Annotated in this window: 14 protein-coding genes; 12 read left to right on the top strand and 2 right to left on the bottom strand. The window is 64.9% G+C overall.

Going from position 1 to position 15,987, the window contains the following annotated elements; genetic code table 11:
• The first annotated feature begins 134 nt into the window (after nt 1–134).
• Genes pheS through NTZ43_06480 form a run of 4 tightly spaced genes read left to right on the top strand, consistent with a single transcriptional unit; the run spans nt 135 to nt 4,180 of the window.
• Nucleotides 135–1,166, top strand: coding sequence for a phenylalanine--tRNA ligase subunit alpha (gene pheS / locus NTZ43_06495; protein MCX5766855.1), 1,032 nt, complete (start codon nt 135–137; stop codon nt 1,164–1,166).
• The gene (pheT, locus tag NTZ43_06490; protein ID MCX5766854.1) at nt 1,163–3,613 is read left to right on the top strand and encodes a phenylalanine--tRNA ligase subunit beta; all 2,451 of its coding nucleotides are present in this window, start codon (nt 1,163–1,165) and stop codon (nt 3,611–3,613) included. The genes pheS and pheT overlap by 4 nt, the downstream gene beginning before the upstream one ends.
• Nucleotides 3,591–3,887 (top strand): hypothetical protein, encoded by a 297-nt coding sequence (locus tag NTZ43_06485; GenBank protein MCX5766853.1) that lies wholly within the window; start codon nt 3,591–3,593, stop codon nt 3,885–3,887. Before pheT ends, NTZ43_06485 begins: the two co-directional genes overlap by 23 nt.
• Nucleotides 3,884–4,180, top strand: a complete 297-nt coding sequence (locus tag NTZ43_06480) for a cell division protein ZapA (protein MCX5766852.1) — start codon at nt 3,884–3,886, stop codon at nt 4,178–4,180. Before NTZ43_06485 ends, NTZ43_06480 begins: the two co-directional genes overlap by 4 nt.
• 10 nt (nt 4,181–4,190) lie before the next feature.
• Here the strand turns inward: NTZ43_06480 and NTZ43_06475 are convergent, their stop codons facing one another.
• Nucleotides 4,191–4,631 carry a response regulator gene (locus NTZ43_06475; protein MCX5766851.1) on the bottom strand — a complete coding sequence of 147 codons (441 nt, stop codon included), beginning with the start codon at nt 4,629–4,631 and terminating at the stop codon, nt 4,191–4,193.
• Between the two features lie 385 nt (nt 4,632–5,016).
• Between NTZ43_06475 and rny the strand changes: the two genes are divergently transcribed.
• From rny to recN, 8 genes are read left to right on the top strand one after another with little or no spacing between them, the layout of a single operon-like run.
• Entirely contained in the window at nt 5,017–6,606 is a 1,590-nt protein-coding gene (gene rny / locus NTZ43_06470; GenBank protein MCX5766850.1) for a ribonuclease Y, read from the top strand.
• A complete protein-coding gene (folD, locus tag NTZ43_06465; GenBank protein MCX5766849.1) occupies nt 6,596–7,465 on the top strand; it encodes a bifunctional methylenetetrahydrofolate dehydrogenase/methenyltetrahydrofolate cyclohydrolase FolD in 870 nt (289 codons plus the stop codon). Before rny ends, folD begins: the two co-directional genes overlap by 11 nt.
• Nucleotides 7,462–8,631 (top strand): exodeoxyribonuclease VII large subunit, encoded by a 1,170-nt coding sequence (xseA, locus tag NTZ43_06460; GenBank protein ID MCX5766848.1) that lies wholly within the window; start codon nt 7,462–7,464, stop codon nt 8,629–8,631. Before folD ends, xseA begins: the two co-directional genes overlap by 4 nt.
• 11 nt (nt 8,632–8,642) lie before the next feature.
• Nucleotides 8,643–8,846, top strand: coding sequence for an exodeoxyribonuclease VII small subunit (gene xseB / locus NTZ43_06455; GenBank protein MCX5766847.1), 204 nt, complete (start codon nt 8,643–8,645; stop codon nt 8,844–8,846).
• Complete coding sequence (locus NTZ43_06450) at nt 8,843–9,745, top strand: polyprenyl synthetase family protein (GenBank protein MCX5766846.1); 903 nt, start codon at nt 8,843–8,845, stop codon at nt 9,743–9,745. The genes xseB and NTZ43_06450 overlap by 4 nt, the downstream gene beginning before the upstream one ends.
• Before the next feature lie 21 nt (nt 9,746–9,766).
• Nucleotides 9,767–11,665 carry a 1-deoxy-D-xylulose-5-phosphate synthase gene (gene dxs / locus NTZ43_06445; protein MCX5766845.1) on the top strand — a complete coding sequence of 633 codons (1,899 nt, stop codon included), beginning with the start codon at nt 9,767–9,769 and terminating at the stop codon, nt 11,663–11,665.
• Nucleotides 11,662–12,525, top strand: a complete 864-nt coding sequence (locus NTZ43_06440) for an NAD(+)/NADH kinase (protein MCX5766844.1) — start codon at nt 11,662–11,664, stop codon at nt 12,523–12,525. The genes dxs and NTZ43_06440 overlap by 4 nt, the downstream gene beginning before the upstream one ends.
• A gap of 1 nt (nt 12,526) precedes the next feature.
• Nucleotides 12,527–14,305, top strand: coding sequence for a DNA repair protein RecN (gene recN, locus NTZ43_06435; protein MCX5766843.1), 1,779 nt, complete (start codon nt 12,527–12,529; stop codon nt 14,303–14,305).
• Here recN and NTZ43_06430 read toward each other — a convergent pair.
• Nucleotides 14,281–15,987, bottom strand: a complete 1,707-nt coding sequence (locus NTZ43_06430; GenBank protein ID MCX5766842.1) for a hypothetical protein — start codon at nt 15,985–15,987, stop codon at nt 14,281–14,283. The genes recN and NTZ43_06430 overlap by 25 nt on opposite strands.

Here is a 15,987-nt window from a genome sequence, read left to right as displayed (position 1 = left end):
CCTCGGCACGCTGCCGCTCGTTAGTTTAACAGGCACGACTACTGACGTTGACGGTTTTCGGTTAACCGTTAACGGTCAACCGAGAACGACTGACCACCGTCGCCACGCCGCACTCACGTCGACCGACCCATCCCGTGACTCTCGACGACTTCACTTCCGCCTGTTCGGCACTCGCCGCCGAAGCCCCCGCGCGTATCGCTGCCGCCGACTCGCTCGACGCGTGGACGGCGGTGCGCAACGACCTCGTGGGACGCACCGCCGGGCGCCTGACCGCCATCATGGGAACGCTCGGCGAAATCCCCAAGGAAGACCGCCGCGTGGCAGGGCAGGCCGCCAACGCCGTGAAGGTGGAACTCGAGCGGCTCCTCGACGAACGGCAAGCCGAGTTGGCTACCGCGCGCGGCACGGGCCCGCAGATCGATGGTACCATGCCGGCACGCGCCACCTGGCAAGGCGCGCGGCATCCGGTGACGCTCGTGGTGGATGAGATTATCGAGATCTTCCGCGAGTTGGGCTTCACCGTGGCCCTTGGCCCCGAAGCCGAACACGCGTGGTATAACTTTGGCGCGCTCAACTTTCCGGCCGATCATCCGGCCATGGATTTGCACGACACCCTGTACCTCGGCAAAGACACCGTGCTGCGCACGCATACGTCACCGGTGCAAGTGCGCACGCTCCAAGCCTATCCGCCGCCGGTGCGCGTACTGATTCCTGGTACCGTGCACCGTCGCGATCCGTTTGACGCGTCGCACGCGCCGGCCTTTGCGCAGGTCGAAGGACTCGTTGTGGACGAAGGGATCACCTTTGCCGATCTCAAGGCCACGCTCTCGCACTTCGCGCGCCGCTTCTTTGGCCCGGGCACCAAAACTCGTTTCCGCCCGTCGTATTTTCCGTTCACGGAACCCAGTGCCGAAATGGACGTGAGCTGCGGTGTGTGCGGCGGATCGGGGTGCTCGGTCTGTAAGCAGTCCGGCTGGATTGAGATTCTCGGCAGCGGGCTCGTGCATCCGGCGGTGCTGGAGAGCGCGGGGCTCGACAGCACGCGCTTTACCGGCTGGGCCTTTGGCCTTGGGCCGGGGCGCACCGCACTCGCGCGCCACGGCATTCCCGACATTCGCATTCTCTACGATTCTGACGTGCGCTTTTTGGAGCAGTTCTCCCGATGAACATCTCGCACGGTTGGCTCAAGGCATTCCTTCCGCATACGCTCACCCCTGAGCAGCTGCGCGATCTTCTCACTGCGCATGTGGCGACGGTGGAGGGGCTCTCGCGCACGCGCGCTGACCTGGCGCCCTTCGTGGTGGCTCGCGTGGTGGAAAGCGAAAAGATTCCTGACACCAAACTCTCGTTCAATAAAGTGGACGACGGGAGCGGCACGTTGCTCGAGGTGGTGTGCGGCGCGCCGAATGTGACGGTGGGCACGATCTATCCGTTTGCGCGCAGTGGCACGCTGATGCCTGCGGGCTTCACGATCGAAAAGAAAAAGATTCGCGGTTTCACCTCCAACGGCATGCTCTGTTCGGCGCGCGAACTCGGGTTGGGCGAGGAGCATGACGGTATTCTCGCGCTCGACACGGACGCCGCGCCGGGGACGCCGTTGCTCGAGGTGTTGCCGCTCTCGGATGTGGTGCTCGAAGTGGATGTATTGCCGAATCGTCCTGACTTGCTCTCGCATCTTGGCGTGGCGCGCGAAGTCGCAGCGCTCACGGGAATCGCGCACCGACTCCCCGAGGAACTCGATACGCTCGCGCCGGTGCCGGCGCCCGCGGCGTCGGGCGCGTCGGAGGCGAGTGTCGGTGGTATCACGGTCCGCATTGAGGACCTCATCGGTGCGCCGCGCTATTTCGCCGTGGTCATTCGCGGCGTGAAGGTGGGTCCGAGTCCGGAATGGCTCGTGAAGCGGCTCGAGGCCATTGGGTCGCGGTCGATTAACAACGTGGTGGACGCCACCAACTACGTGCTGCACGGTTTTGGCCAGCCCACGCACGCGTTCGATCTCGCCAAGCTCTCGCGTCACACGGTTGTCGTGCGTCGCGCGAAGGCGGGGGAGACGCTGGTCACACTCGATGGCGCAGAGCGCAAGCTCACGCCGGAGATGCTGGTGATTGCCGACGCCGATCGCGCCATTGCGATTGCGGGCGTCATGGGCGGACGCGACAGTGAAGTGACCGACACAACGACCGACATCCTGCTCGAGGTGGCGAGTTTCTCTGCGCCGCTGGTGCGCGCCACGCGGCGTGCGCTGGGGATGTCGTCCGACGCGAGCTATCGTTTTGAGCGCGGCATTGATGATGTCGCGACCGGCGAGATGGCGCGCCTGTGCGCCGGGCTGATTGCGCGCCTTGCTGGTGCAACGGTCGAGTCCGTGCTGTCTGTCGGCGCGGCGCCGGCGCCCCGTACAGCGGTGTCACTCGATGCGGCGCGCGTTTCTCGTTTGCTCGGCGACTCCATTCCTGCTACCGAAACGCGAGCACTGCTGACGGGTATCGGGTTCGCGATGGTCGAAGCCAGTGCCGGCGTGTACGCCGTGACGCCACCGTCGTGGCGCCATGATGTGTCGCGCGACGTGGATTTGATTGAAGACGTCGCACGTCTGCGCGGCTACGACCGACTCCCCGACACACTCGTGGGCGCGCGCCCCGGCACGGTGCCGGATCATCCGTTGCATGTGGTGTCGGTCCGAGTGCGTGACGCACTCACTGCCGCCGGATTGCTCGAAACAAAACCGCTCCCGTACACGCGCTCCGACGATGATTCGCTCGTGCGCGTGGACAATCCGCTTGCCAACGACGAACCGTTCCTGCGCACCTCCCTCGTGGAGACGCTGTCACGACGGGCCGAGTATAACCTCTCGCGCATGCAGGGCAACTTGCGGCTGTTCGAGGTTGGGACGTCGTTCATCAAGGACGGCGCGGCACTCGTTCGCGAAGAGATTCGCGTGGGGGCGCTGCTCATGGGTTTGCGTCGTCCCGTGCACTTCACGGAACCGCAGCCGCCGGTGTTCGACGCGTGGGACGCCAAGGCCCTCGCCGAGGTGATGGCGCGCGCCGCCTGGCCGGGCGCACGCGTTGCATTGGTCAAGCCGGAAGGGGAAGCGGCTGGCGCGCTGACGCCGCTCTGGCGCGTTGAGGTGGATGGAACGCGTGTGGGTGTGGTTGGGCAGCTGACGCTCGACGCGCCCGCATGGGCGGCGGCGACATTCGGGATTGAACTCACGCTCGGCGAGATGTCGGCCGCGTATGTGGCACCGCCGGGTACGCACAACTATGACGCGCCGCGCCCAGCCTCGGCCGCGGGTGTGCCGTTGCGCTACCTGCCGTTGCCGGTGACGCCAGCCGCCGACTTTGATCTGGCGCTCTTGGTGCCCGACGCCCTTGATGCCGCCGAGGTGGAGGCGGTCATTCGGGACGCGAGTGGCGACATGCTCGAGCGCCTGGTGCTGTTTGACGAATTCCGCGGCACCGGCGTGCCCGCGGGGAAGCGGTCGTTGGCGTGGCGGTTGACCTTCCGCCATCCGGAGCGCACTCTACGCGACAAGGAGATCGACGGACGTCGGTCCCAGTTGCTCAAGACGTTGGAGCAGAAACTGAATGTCGTCCCCCGTACGGCCTGACGCGAAAGCGTTCCGCGAGTTGGAGCAGCTCGTCCGCAATGTGGGCGAGGAGTTGGCCACGTTCCGTAAGCGCGCGCTGACGGCAGAGTCGCGGCTCAAAGCGATTGCCACGAAGGGTGGTGGTGGTGACGAAGCGGCGGAGGAGCGTGTGGCGCAGCTCGAGGCGGAGAATGCCCGGCTGCGCGCGCGGCTCGACACGGCGGCGGAACGCGCGCGCCGCATGCTCGATCGCGTGCGGTTCCTGCGCCAGCAGCAGGTGGGGGATCCGCGATGAGCGCGCCCAAGCACAGCACCAAAATCAGCATCTACGGCGAAGAGTACACCATCAAGAGCGACGCCACGCCGGAGCACACGCGAGCGGTGGCGGATCACGTGGATCAGGCGATTCGCGGCGTGATGGCCAGCGGAGCCGTGGTGGATGCGAATCGCGCGGCCATTCTCGCCGCGCTCTCGATCACCGATGCGCTGTTCAAGGAGCGCGCGGGCAACGTTGAGATGGCGCAGCAAATGGAAGCGCTCTCGGGCGAACTGCGCCGCTGGCTCCCGCCCGCCAAACGCGGCGCCTAAATCAGCCCCGCTACGCGGCCGCGAGCGTTCCGACCGCCATCATGAGCTCCGCAACCGAAAACGGTTTGAGAAGCAGACAAGCGATGTGGGTGCGCTCCAGCGACGTCAGTTCGGCGTCGTGGTCACCGGTGGCGAGCACCACCCGAACATCGGGCTGACGGCTTCGTAGCGCCGCGAGCGTGTCCTGGCCGGATTGGGCTGGGAGGTGCCAGTCGAGCACCACGACGTCTATTTCGTCGGCGTGCTCGTTGAAGAGTCGGAGCCCTTCGACGCCGTCGAGCGCCAAAAGGGGACGGTAACCGAACTTGGTGAGAATACGCCCTACGGCACCGAGCACACCCGATTCGTCATCAATAACCAAGACGACCCCGCGAGCGCCCTCAGGGCGCTGCGTTTGGGCGGGCGGTAGAACGATGTCGCTGGCAGTCGGGCTTCCTTGCTCGAACGGCACGGCGTGCTCCAGAGTCAACGTGAAGACAGCAAAGGACTTACAGCCTCGTGGCCTATCAGCCTGCGTCACCTCGTCCGTGAGTCTGACGCACCATCCTGAGGCCAACAACTCCCCCGAACGTCCGGCGAAAGCATCCACGTGTCCAATTGCGATTTTCGGCAGGGGCGCGTAGTTTCTAAAGTGTGGGAGAGATGATCGCGTAGGTTCAAGTCGCCGCAGTACTTAGCCCATCCCGTTACGCGCCCTACGACGGCGCCGAACCGGGTGGTCTTGGAACCGCGGGTTTGGGCTGTGCGCACATGTGCTCCCCGGCAGTTCCTTTATTGATTGCGATGCATGCGCGGGTCAGAATCGCGCGGTGCTTCGCCTTGGAGTATATGAACTTATGGATCCCTTGATCTGGTTGGCGATCGGGCTCGGCGCGTCTGGTGTTGCCGGCTCCGCAATCGCCTTTTTTGTTGGTCGTAAGTCAGGGCGCGAGGCCGAGGAGTTGGCCCGCCGTTCCGCCGGAGATTCGGCGGATCAAATTGCCAAGCGCATTGTCGGTGACGCAGAACGCGACGCCGACGGCCTCCGCAAGCAGGCGGTGCTCGCCGGCAAGGAAGAGGCGATGCGCGCCCGCGAAGAGTGGGAGACCGAGGCACGGCGTCGCCGTGACGAAATTGAGCGCGAGGAAAAGCGGCTCCAGGAGCGCGAAACGACCATCGACCGCAAGGTCGACGTGATCGAGAATCGCGACAAGGACCTCGGGCGTCGGGCCAGCGATCTCGGCCGCAAGGAAAAGGCGGTGGAGGACAAACAGGCCGAACTCGACAAAATGGTGAGCGAGGAGCGTCGTCGGCTCGAGCAGTTGGCGGGTCTCTCCGCGCAGGAAGCCAAGGCCGAGTTGGTGCGGCGCCTCGAAGAAGAAGCGCACGCCGACGCCGCCAATCGTCTGCGCGAAATTCGTGACACCGCCAAACGCACCGCCGACCGCGAGGCCAAGAAGATTGTGGCGCTCGCCGTGCAGCGGATTGCCGCCGAACACACGGCGGAGATTACGGTCAGCGCGGTGTCGCTCCCCAAGGACGAGATGAAGGGGCGTATTATCGGCCGCGAAGGGCGCAACATTCGCGCCTTTGAATTGGCGACGGGTGTCGATCTGATTATTGACGACACGCCAGACACGGTGGTGGTGAGCTGTTTCGACCCAGTGCGCCGTGAAGTCGCGCGGCTCGCGCTCGAGAAGCTCGTCGCCGACGGACGCATCCACCCCGGTCGCATCGAAGAGGTGGTCGAAAAGTCACGCAAGGAAGTGGACGCGGGGATCATCGAGACCGGCGAGCAGGCGGCCTACGAATCCAACGTGCATGGTCTCCACCACGAAGTGATCAAGCTCATCGGGCGCATGAAGTGGCGTACGAGCTATGGGCAGAACATTCTGCAGCATTCCAAGGAAGTGGCGTGGCTGGCCTCGATGATGGCCGAGGAACTTGGCCTCGATGCGGCGATGGCCCGCCGCGGCGCGCTCCTGCACGACATTGGTAAAGTGCTCACGCACGAGCACGAGGGGACGCACGTGCAGTTGGGTGTGGAAGTGGCCACCAAGTACGGTGAGCACCCCCTGATTGTGAACTGCATTGCGGCGCACCACGACGACGTGCCACACGAGAGCGAGATTAGCGTGCTGGTGCAGGCGGCCGATGCGATTTCGGGATCACGTCCCGGCGCGCGTCGCGAGGCGTTTGAGACGTACGTCAAGCGGCTCGAAGGGTTGGAGAAAATTGCGTCGAGCTACAAAGGCGTGGATCGTGTGTTTGCGATTCAGGCCGGGCGCGAAGTGCGCGTAATCGTCAATCCGGACGAGGTGGACGACGTGCGCATGCAGACACTCACCGAGGAGATCGCTCGCCGGGTCGAGACCGAGTTGCAATATCCGGGTCAGATCAAGGTCGTAGCGATCCGTGAAAAGAGGTCCATGGACATTGCTCGCTAAACGCATTGACGGCGTGGCCGTCGCCAAGGAAATCCGTGAGGAAGTTGGGCGCGACGCGGCGGTGCTGATTGCCCGTGGCGTGGTGCCGGGGCTCACGGTGGTGTTGGTCGGTGATGATCCGGCGAGCGCGGTGTACGTGTCGTCCAAGGAAAAGGCGTGTGTGGCCGCCGGCATGAAGGGGGAGACCATTCGGTTGCCCGCCGACACGCCACAGGCGGAGCTGCTCGCGTTGATCGACAAGCTTAACGCGGATGACACGGTGCACGGCATTCTCGTGCAGATGCCGGTGCCCAAGCATATCGACCCACAGTCGGTGATTTTGCGCATCGCGCCAGAGAAGGACGTCGACGGGTTTCATCCGGTGAATGTCGGACGCGTCTGGATTGGCGAGTCCACCGGATTCGCGCCCTGCACGCCGGCGGGCGTGATGGTGCTACTCGAGCGTGCGGGCGTGTCGGTGGCCGGCAAAGATGTGGTGGTGCTTGGCCGCTCAACGATTGTCGGCAAGCCGATGACCTCGCTGCTGGTGAATGCGAGCGCGACGGTCACGGTATGCCATTCGCGCACGAAGGATCTGGCGTCGCACACGCGTCGGGCGGACGTGATCATTGCCGCCATTGGCAAGCCGGAGTTTCTCACGGCCGATATGGTCAAGCCGGGGGCGGTGGTGATTGATGTGGGCATCAATCGCGTGGTGGACCCGTCCACGCCGAAGGGGTACCGCATTGTGGGCGATGTGGCGTTTGGGCCGGTCTCTGAGGTTGCCTCACAGATCACCCCAGTGCCCGGAGGCGTCGGCCCGATGACCATCGCGATGTTGCTCAAGAACACCGTACGCGCGGCGGAGCAGCGCGCGTGACCGCACCCGGGGGATCCCCCGAGCAGGCGTTCACCGTCGCCGAGTTCAACGAACTGGTGAAGGCGATCCTCGAGGGATCTTTTGACGCGCTCTGGATTCGCGGCGAAGTCACCAACTTCAAGGCGCACGGCAACGGGCACTGGTACTTCACGTTGCGCGACAAAACCGCGCAGCTCTCGTGTGTGGTGTGGGCGCGCGATGTGAAACGCCTGCCCGCAGCGCCGGACGAAGGGATGCAGGTGATGGCGCGTGGACGCCTCTCGGTGTATCCGGCGCGTGGACAGATGCAGTTCATGATCACCTCGCTCGAAGCGGAGGGCGAGGGGCTCTGGCGCAAACAGTTTGAGCAAACGCGCGCCGCACTCGAGAAGGACGGGCTGCTGGATCCCTCGCGCAAGCGCGCGATTCCGCTCTTCCCGCGCACGGTGGCCGTGGTCACCAGTGCCGACGGCGCGGCGTTGCACGATGTGGTGTCGGTAATTCAGCGGCGCAATCCGCTCGTGAACGTGGTGGTGGTGCCAGCGGCGGTGCAGGGGGAGACCGCGCCGGATTCGCTCGTGGCGGCGATCGAACGCGTAGGCCGTTGGGGCGGTGCCGACGTCGTCATTGTGGGCCGCGGGGGCGGGTCGCGCGAAGATTTGTGGGCGTTCAACGACGAACGAGTGGCGCGTGCGATTGCGGCGTGCCCCGTGCCGACGATCTCAGCGGTGGGACACGAAGTGGATTTCAGTATTGCGGACCTCGTGGCGGATTTGCGCGCGGCCACGCCGAGCGCGGCGGCCGAGGCAGCGGTGCCCGTGCTCGCCGAACTCCTGCAGGCCGTGCGGTCGCTCGGTAGCACGGTTCGCGGTGCCACGGTGCGGCGGGTACGCGATGCGTCGGTCGTGTTGCGGCAGCGCGCGCGCGATCTCTCGGTGCGGGCGCGCCGCGCAACGGAGCTGCGTCGCGCGCGCGTGCAGAACGCCTCGGGCCGGCTCGAGGCACTGAGTCCGCTCGGCACACTGGCGCGCGGCTATGCGGTGGCGAAGGGGGCCGATGGGCGCGCGCTTGGTCGCGCGGCCGCGTTTACGCCGGGGATGCCCTTTGATCTGCAGTTGCACGATGGGCTGGTGCGCGCTGAGGCGCGCGACGTGCAGCCGTCCGTTGTCTCTCCTAATTCTCGCTGAGCTGCTGAACGATGAGCTTTGAAACATCGCTGAATCGCCTAGAACAGATTGCCACGAGCCTCGATCGCGATGACCTCTCGCTCGAGCAGTCGCTGGCGTTGTTTGAAGAAGGCATCGCGCAGCTCAAAGAAGCCAATGCCGCGCTGACGCAGGCGGAAGGACGCGTGGGGCAGCTCGTGGAGCAGGTGGACGGCGTGCTGGAGGTGCGTGAGTGATCGCGGTCGCGGCGCGCACTCCGGATTTTGTCGCGGATCGCCAGGCGATCGGCATCGCGCTCGCGCGCCTCGCTGAGGCAGGCGTGCCGGGGCTCGACTCCGCCGTGGTGGAGAGCGTGCGGTATGCGCTCGCGGGCGAGGGGAAGCGACTGCGCGGCGTGTTGCTGACGGCGGCGTATCGCGCCGCAGGCGGTACAGGTGATGTGAGCGCGCTGGCCGCGGCCGTGGAAGTGGTGCATGCCTATTCGCTCGTGCACGACGATCTGCCGTGTATGGACGACGATGCGATGCGGCGCGGTCGGCCGACGGTTCACGTGGTGTTTGGCGTAGCGGCCGCGTCTGCCGCTGGGCTCGTGATGGTGCCACTCGCCGCGCAGGCGGCCGTGGAGGCCGCGCGCGCGATGGGACTCTCGGATATTGCAACGGGCGCGATCGTGAGGACGCTGATGCAGGCGTCTGGGGCCGGTGGCATGGTTGGGGGACAGCTCCTCGATCTAGACGGCGAGGGACAATCGTTGTCGCTGACCGACCTCGAACGGGTGCATCGTCTCAAGACCGGCGCACTGATCAGTGCGAGTGCGCGTATTGGCGCACTCGCGGCTGGAGCAGACGCGGACGTGCTCCGTGCGTTGGGTCGCTACGGCGATGCCATTGGCCTCGCCTTCCAGATTGCCGATGATGTCCTCGACGTCACGGCGACCACGGACGAACTGGGCAAGACCGCTGGGAAAGATGTTGCATTTCAGAAAAGTACCTACCCCTCGTTGATGGGGGTGGATGCTGCCCGTGCGCGGGCTGAGGCGTTGTGCACCGAAGCCTGTGACGCGCTGACCGCGCAGGGCATTGCCTCCCCGTCGCTGGTGCAGTTAGCGCAGCTGATCGTGCACCGCCGTTCTTGATTCACTCGAACACTGACTGACGTGCCCAATAAGAGCATTCCGACGTTCCCCACGCCTGCTGAACTCCGCCACCTCTCGACCGAGCAGATGGTCGCGCTGGCCGCGGAGATGCGTGCGTTCCTGATCGAAAGCTGCTCGATGACGGGCGGCCATATCGGCGCGGGGTTGGGTGTGGTGGAACTCACCATCGCACTGCACGCGTCGTTTGACACGCCGCGCGATCAGTTGGTGTGGGACGTGGGACACCAAGGCTATCCGCACAAAGTGCTCACAGGGCGCGCCGACCGGATGCACACGCTGCGGCAAGAAGGCGGATTGTCTGGATTCCTCAAGCGTTCCGAAAGCGAATACGATGCGTTTGGCGCAGGGCATGCGGCGACGTCGATTAGCGCGGGCTACGGGATTGCCGTGGGACGCGATTTGCGTGGCGAGCAGTTCAAGGTCGTGTCGATCATTGGCGACGGCTCCATGGGGAGCGGTCTCGCGTACGAAGGGCTCAACAATGCCGGCGCGACGGATTGCGATTTCATTGTGGTGCTCAACGACAACGAAATGTCGATTGCGCCGAATGTGGGCGCCATGCATAAGTACCTCACCTCGGTGCAGCGCAACCCCATCTACAACCGCATTCGCTCCGCGCTCGGCGAGATCGCCGATCATGCGCCGGGCGTACTGCACGACGCCGGCAAGATTCTCCGCCGCTGGGAAGAGAGCGTCAAAACGTTCCTGACACCCGGCGTGCTCTTCGAAGAACTTGGCTTCCGCTACTTTGGTCCGATTGACGGTCACGACCTCGGTCAGTTGGTGGACACCTTCAAGGCCGTGCGCGAGTTGAAGGGTCCGCGGCTCGTGCATGTCATTACGCAAAAGGGCAGAGGATTTCCGGCCGGTGAGCATGTAGAGAAGTGGCACGCGTTGCCACCGGGCCACGATCCTACCACGGGTAAGCAGCGCAAGACCTCGACGGCGAACGCCAACTACACGGCGGTGTTCGGCAAAGGACTCGCCGAGTTGATGAGCGAGAATGACCGCGTCGCGGTGATTACGGCGGCGATGCCGAGTGGAACCGGCACGAATCAGATTGTGAAAGCGCATCCCACCCGACTGTTCGATGTTGGGATCGCCGAGGGACACGCGGTGACGATGGCGGCAGGGATGGCCACGCGTGGCGTGCGTCCCGTGGTCGCGATCTACTCCACGTTCTTGCAACGCGCTTTTGACAACATTGTGCACGACGTGGCCATCCAAGGGCTCCCCGTGGTGTTTTGTCTCGACCGTGCGGGGTTGGTAGGCGAGGACGGCGAAACGCATGCCGGGCTCTATGACATTGCGTATATGCTCTCCGTGCCCAACATGACGGTGACCGCGCCGAAGGACGGCCGGGAGTTGCTCGGTCTGCTGCGCACGGGTGTGGCGCATGAGGCGGGGCCGTTCTCCGTGCGCTATCCGCGCGACGCCTCGCCGGACATCGTGCCGGCGATTGCTGAGATTCCGGCGGTTGCGCCGGGTACGTGGGAGGTGCTGCGCAGTGGGCAGGGGGTGGCCATCCTCGCCGTCGGGACGATGGTGTTGCAGGCGCTCGCGGCCGCCGATACGCTGGCAGCCGAAGGCATTGCCGTGACCGTGGTGAACTGCCGCTATCTCAAACCGTACGATCAGCTCACGTTGGCGGCGCTCGTCGCCGATCACCGCCAGTTGCTCGTGGTGGAGGAGGGGACGGTCGTGAACGGATTTGGAGCCTATATGGCGAGCGTGGTGCAGGCGATGGAACCCTCGGTGCGTGTGATTGCGCACGGCGTCCCTGACCGCATTATCTACGCGGCCTCGCGCGACCGTCAGCTCGCGCTGTGTGGCCTCGATGCCGATGGCATTGCTGACAAAGTGCGCGCGCTGCACAGTAGCGAGGCCGTCGCCTCATGAAGCGCATCGGCGTCATTGCCCATCCTGGCTACGAAGGAATCACCGAGATTCTAGAGGTCCTCGTGCGCGAGGCGCCGCGGCTCGGGCTCGAGATTCATGCGGAGTCGCATTTGCTTCCGCTGGCACCGTCGTTTACGGCGCTGTCGAGCCCGGCGAATCTCGACGGCCTGCTGTCGCTCGGCGGCGATGGCACGTTGCTCCGCGCCGCACGTTACCTCGACGGCGCGCGTGTGCCGATCCTTGGCGTCAATCTAGGACGCCTCGGTTTTCTCACGAGTAGCCGCGTCAAAGAGTTTCCGCGACTGCTGCCGAAATTTGCCAAGGGGCAGTTCGAGGCCGATGAGCGCATGGTGCTCGAGGCCACGGCGCTCGATGCGAATGGCGTTCCTGGTGTGAAGCTGCGTGCGCTCAACGACATTGTGTTGCATAAAGGCGGCTTTGCGCGCGTGTTACGGCTGCACCTGTCGGTGGACGGTGAGGCGATCGGTTCGCTGGCCGCCGACGGCATTGTTGTCTCCACGCCAACGGGTTCCACGGCGTACTCGTTGTCGGCCGGCGGCCCGATCGTGGCGCCAACGGTTGACTCCATTCTCGTGACACCGGTGGCGCCGCACACGATGGCCGTGCGTCCGTTGCTGTTGCCGCCGAGCGCTGAGATTCTGGTGCGTGCGGATGATGCGCCCGAGGATGTTTTGGTGACGGCCGACGGACAAGTTGGGACCAGCTTAGGGGCCGGACACGCGCTCTCCCTGCGACGGTCGTCGCAGTCGGTGATTCTTGTGCGTTTCTCGGGCACGACGTTCTTTGGACTCGTGCGCCGCAAACTCGGCTGGGGCGGATTGGCCGAACGGGACGACTGAGTTGCTCACTGAACTACGAATTCGCAATTTCGCCATCATCGAGTCGGTCACGCTGCCGCTGGCGCCGGGGTTCAATGCGCTCACGGGCGAGACGGGCGCGGGAAAGTCGATTATTGTCGGTGCGCTTGGGCTGCTAATCGGCGAACGCGCCGCGAGCGATCTCGTGCGCACGGGCGCTGAGCGCGCGACCGTCGAAGGGGTGTTCGATGTGTCGGGGACGCCGGCGGTGGCGGTGGCGCTGGATGCGCACGGCATCGAGCACGAAGGCGAAGTGCTGGTGCTCAAACGTGAGGTGGCGGCCGGTGCCGGTCGCGCTCGGGCTTGGGTGAACGGCACGCCCGTGACGGCGTCGGTGCTCGGTGAACTCGGGCAAATGTTAGTCACGGTGCACGGTCAGCACGAGGCGCACGCGTTGCTCGACGAAGATTCGCAACGCGCCATTCTCGATGCGTTCGGCGATGCCACCGCCGAGGCCGCGGAAGTAGCCAGTGCATACGCGGAGTTACAGGGCGCGCGCGCCTCGATGCGTGACCTCGAGCGCCGTCGCGACGATGCCGCCAAGCGCGCGGACTGGCTCCGCCATGTGGCACGTGAGATAGGCGATGCCCGCCTCGAAGAAGGGGAGGACGCGCGCCTTGAGGACGAAGCCCGTCGCCTGACACACGCAGAGGAATTGCGCGCGCTCTCCGGTGAAATCATGGACGTCCTCGAGACCGGCGACGAAGCCGTGCTCGCGCGCGTCGGCCACTTGCAGCGCACGCTCGGCGCCTTGCAGAAGATCGATCCGTCCACGGCACGGCTGCAGGAACTGTACGATGCCGCGTACTACGCGCTCGAGGAACTGAATCGCGAGTCGCAGGGGTATCTCGCAACGGTGGAGCACGACCCTGCACGGCTCGCGGATGTCGAGCGCCGGCGCGATCTCGTGTTCCGGCTTGTAAAGAAGCACGGTGGCACGGTGGCGCTGGCCGTGCAGGCGGCGCGCGAGGCGCAGGCCGAACTCGACCTGCTCGACACGGCCGCGCTCGACCAGCGCGCGTTGGAACAACGGGTGACCGCTGCGGCAGCCGCGCTCGTCGAGTCTGCCGCGCGCCTCTCAAAGAAACGCACCGTAGCCGCCAAACGTCTCGCGACCGCCGTGGATGCGCAGCTCCCACCACTCGGCATGCCCGACGGTCATTTTTCCGTGGCGCTGACGCCACGGACAGAAGCGTTGGCCGTTGGCGCTGAATCGGTGGAGTTTCGTGTGGCGCTCAATCTCGGACACGAGGCGCGCGCGTTGGCGCGTGTGGCGTCCGGTGGTGAGTTGGCGCGCGTGATGCTCGCGCTGAAAACCATTCTTGCGCGCATTGATCACGTACCCACGCTCATCTTTGACGAAGTGGATGCGGGGATCGGCGGCAAGACCGGTTTGATGGTCGGCGACGCGATGCGACGCGTAGCGGGTCACCATCAGGTGTTTGCCATTACGCATCTACCGCAGATCGCGGCGCGCGCGCACCATCACATTGTGGTGAGCAAGGGCGCGCGAGGCGGCGTGACCACGGCCGACATCACGATTGCCGACGGGGATGCGCGCGTGCGCGAAGTCGCGCGAATGTTGGGCGGCGACGCGGAGAGCTCGGTGAGTCGCGAACACGCGCGGGAGTTGCTCGCGGTCGCGTCGGGAGCGCAGGGTATCGCGCCCGAGGCGATCGCCGAGCCGGTCCATTCGAGCAGCGGTGCCTCGTCAGAGGCGGCCGCGCCCGCAAAAGCTCAGCGGCCGAAGAGGCGCGTGTAAACGCGAAACTGCACTTGGTCCTGCGTGAGTTTCGGCACCGCGCCACCGCTCCCTAGGGTCGTTTGAAAGTGCAGATAGCTCACTTCAAAGGGGAGTGACACCTCGCCACGCTCGAACGCCGCGAGCGTGGAAAAGGAAATGCCTCCGCCGAACCGGTGCTCGCGTGCCTCGGTCTCTTGGTTGAGCGCGGCAGCGTCAATGATGATTGGGGCGCCGTTGAGGTCGTTCACGGCAAAGCTCCCCGTGTACTGGTCATTGAACTTGCGCCGATACGTGTATTGCCCGGCGATGCTCACATGTTCCGTGATGGACCACCGCGGATTGATTTCGATTTCCGCAATGTCGCCGAGGTCCCGTGCGACCATGTGTTTGCGATACGCGGCCGCGAGCGGAAGGCTCGGCGCCTCCGTGATGCGCATGACGAGCTGGTCGGCCATCTGCCAGTTGTACTTGGCGACGAGCGACATCCAAAAATGCGGCCCCCACATCACGTCGGTGTACGACCTTAGTTCGACGTCGTTCTGATGGTTGCCGGTACAGATGTCCGTGAAATCGTCCGGGGAGTCGGTGGTGCCTGTGCCAAGGCGATACACGCCGCCAATGCTTTGGCGAATGTTGAACCCCTTGGGGGCCAGTCGCTTTTTGGTGTCGCGCCCAAAGGAATCGTAGAGATTCACTTTGATCGTGAAGTCCACGTCGCCCATGCCGCGTGTGATACTCGTGGCCAGCGGTTTGGCACCCATGCCGAACGCGCTATCGGTAAAGATGCGTTGCGCGTCTGTGATGGTGAGCGGTGCCGCACCTCCCGGCGCATTGCCGGCAATGTTGAGGCCAAAGGCTCCGTACAATGTGCGGAAGGCCGCGACGCGCGCCGCGATGGCTAACTGCGCGGTGGACCCGGCCGTCGGTACATAGAGCGCACCGGTTTTTCCATTGCGGCCGCCGTACACGGAGGCGAGCGCCGTGGCAAAACTCGTCGAACTCTGAATGAGCGCACGCGCGGCAGCGGCGTTGGCATTGATGGCAGTGCATCCCGGCGCGGATGGCAGCGCCGCGCACGTCGCGATGGCACGCCCCAGTTGGCCGGCCGCGCTGTCGAACTGACTAATCAGCGCCCCGTTCTGTGCGAGCACCGACGGCAACTTGAAAGCCGGATTGAAGCCGAGCGTCCCTTCGATTCCTTTGGGATTCATGGCAAAGCTGACATTCGCGCTCGCGGTCACAAAGGGCACCGACGCGCCGATGGTGATGCGATTGGTCAGTCCAAGCTCGAGCGAGAGCGGGGTGGTCTGCACCTGATTGCGCAGTTGCACGACGCTCTTGCCAAGCGACGCAACAAAATCCGGCATGCCGGCGAGTGTGCGAATGCCAGACTGCAGCGGCGCGAGATTTTCGAACTGTGCGAGACCGAGGGTGTCGAGTCCAAAATTGACGGCGAGCGGTTCGAGTGTGCCGTTTTTGCGGCCCGGCGTATTCATGCCGTATCGCTCGGCGTATTGCAGCCACTCAGACACGGCACGCCAACGCAGCACGCCCCGTGGGACGGTCGTGGCATCGTCCCCCACGCCGAGGACCGACTGCGCGCCACCTCGGGCCGGCAGCGCGCAGAGCAGGGCGCTGAGAGCCAGAAACAGGGCAGTTTGCTTGGCGCGCCGGCCGGCGCACCGCGGGGCAATCGGCAT

It is taken from the genome of Gemmatimonadota bacterium, from assembly GCA_026387915.1.
Taxonomy (GTDB): domain Bacteria; phylum Gemmatimonadota; class Gemmatimonadetes; order Gemmatimonadales; family Gemmatimonadaceae; genus Fen-1231.
Note: the sequence above shows the minus strand (reverse complement) of the source record. Positions and strands in the feature narration are given on the sequence as shown.

Excerpts from the sequence above, each read along its gene's own strand:
- pheT (MCX5766854.1), top strand. The coding sequence starts at position 1,163 with ATGAACATCTCGCACGGTTGGCTCAAGGCATTCCTTCCGCATACGCTC.
- NTZ43_06485 (MCX5766853.1), top strand. The coding sequence starts at position 3,591 with ATGTCGTCCCCCGTACGGCCTGACGCGAAAGCGTTCCGCGAGTTGGAG.
- NTZ43_06480 (MCX5766852.1), top strand. The coding sequence starts at position 3,884 with ATGAGCGCGCCCAAGCACAGCACCAAAATCAGCATCTACGGCGAAGAG.
- rny (MCX5766850.1), top strand. The coding sequence starts at position 5,017 with ATGGATCCCTTGATCTGGTTGGCGATCGGGCTCGGCGCGTCTGGTGTT.
- xseB (MCX5766847.1), top strand. The coding sequence starts at position 8,643 with ATGAGCTTTGAAACATCGCTGAATCGCCTAGAACAGATTGCCACGAGC.
- NTZ43_06440 (MCX5766844.1), top strand. The coding sequence starts at position 11,662 with ATGAAGCGCATCGGCGTCATTGCCCATCCTGGCTACGAAGGAATCACC.
- NTZ43_06430 (MCX5766842.1), bottom strand. The coding sequence starts at position 15,987 with ATGCCGATTGCCCCGCGGTGCGCCGGCCGGCGCGCCAAGCAAACTGCC.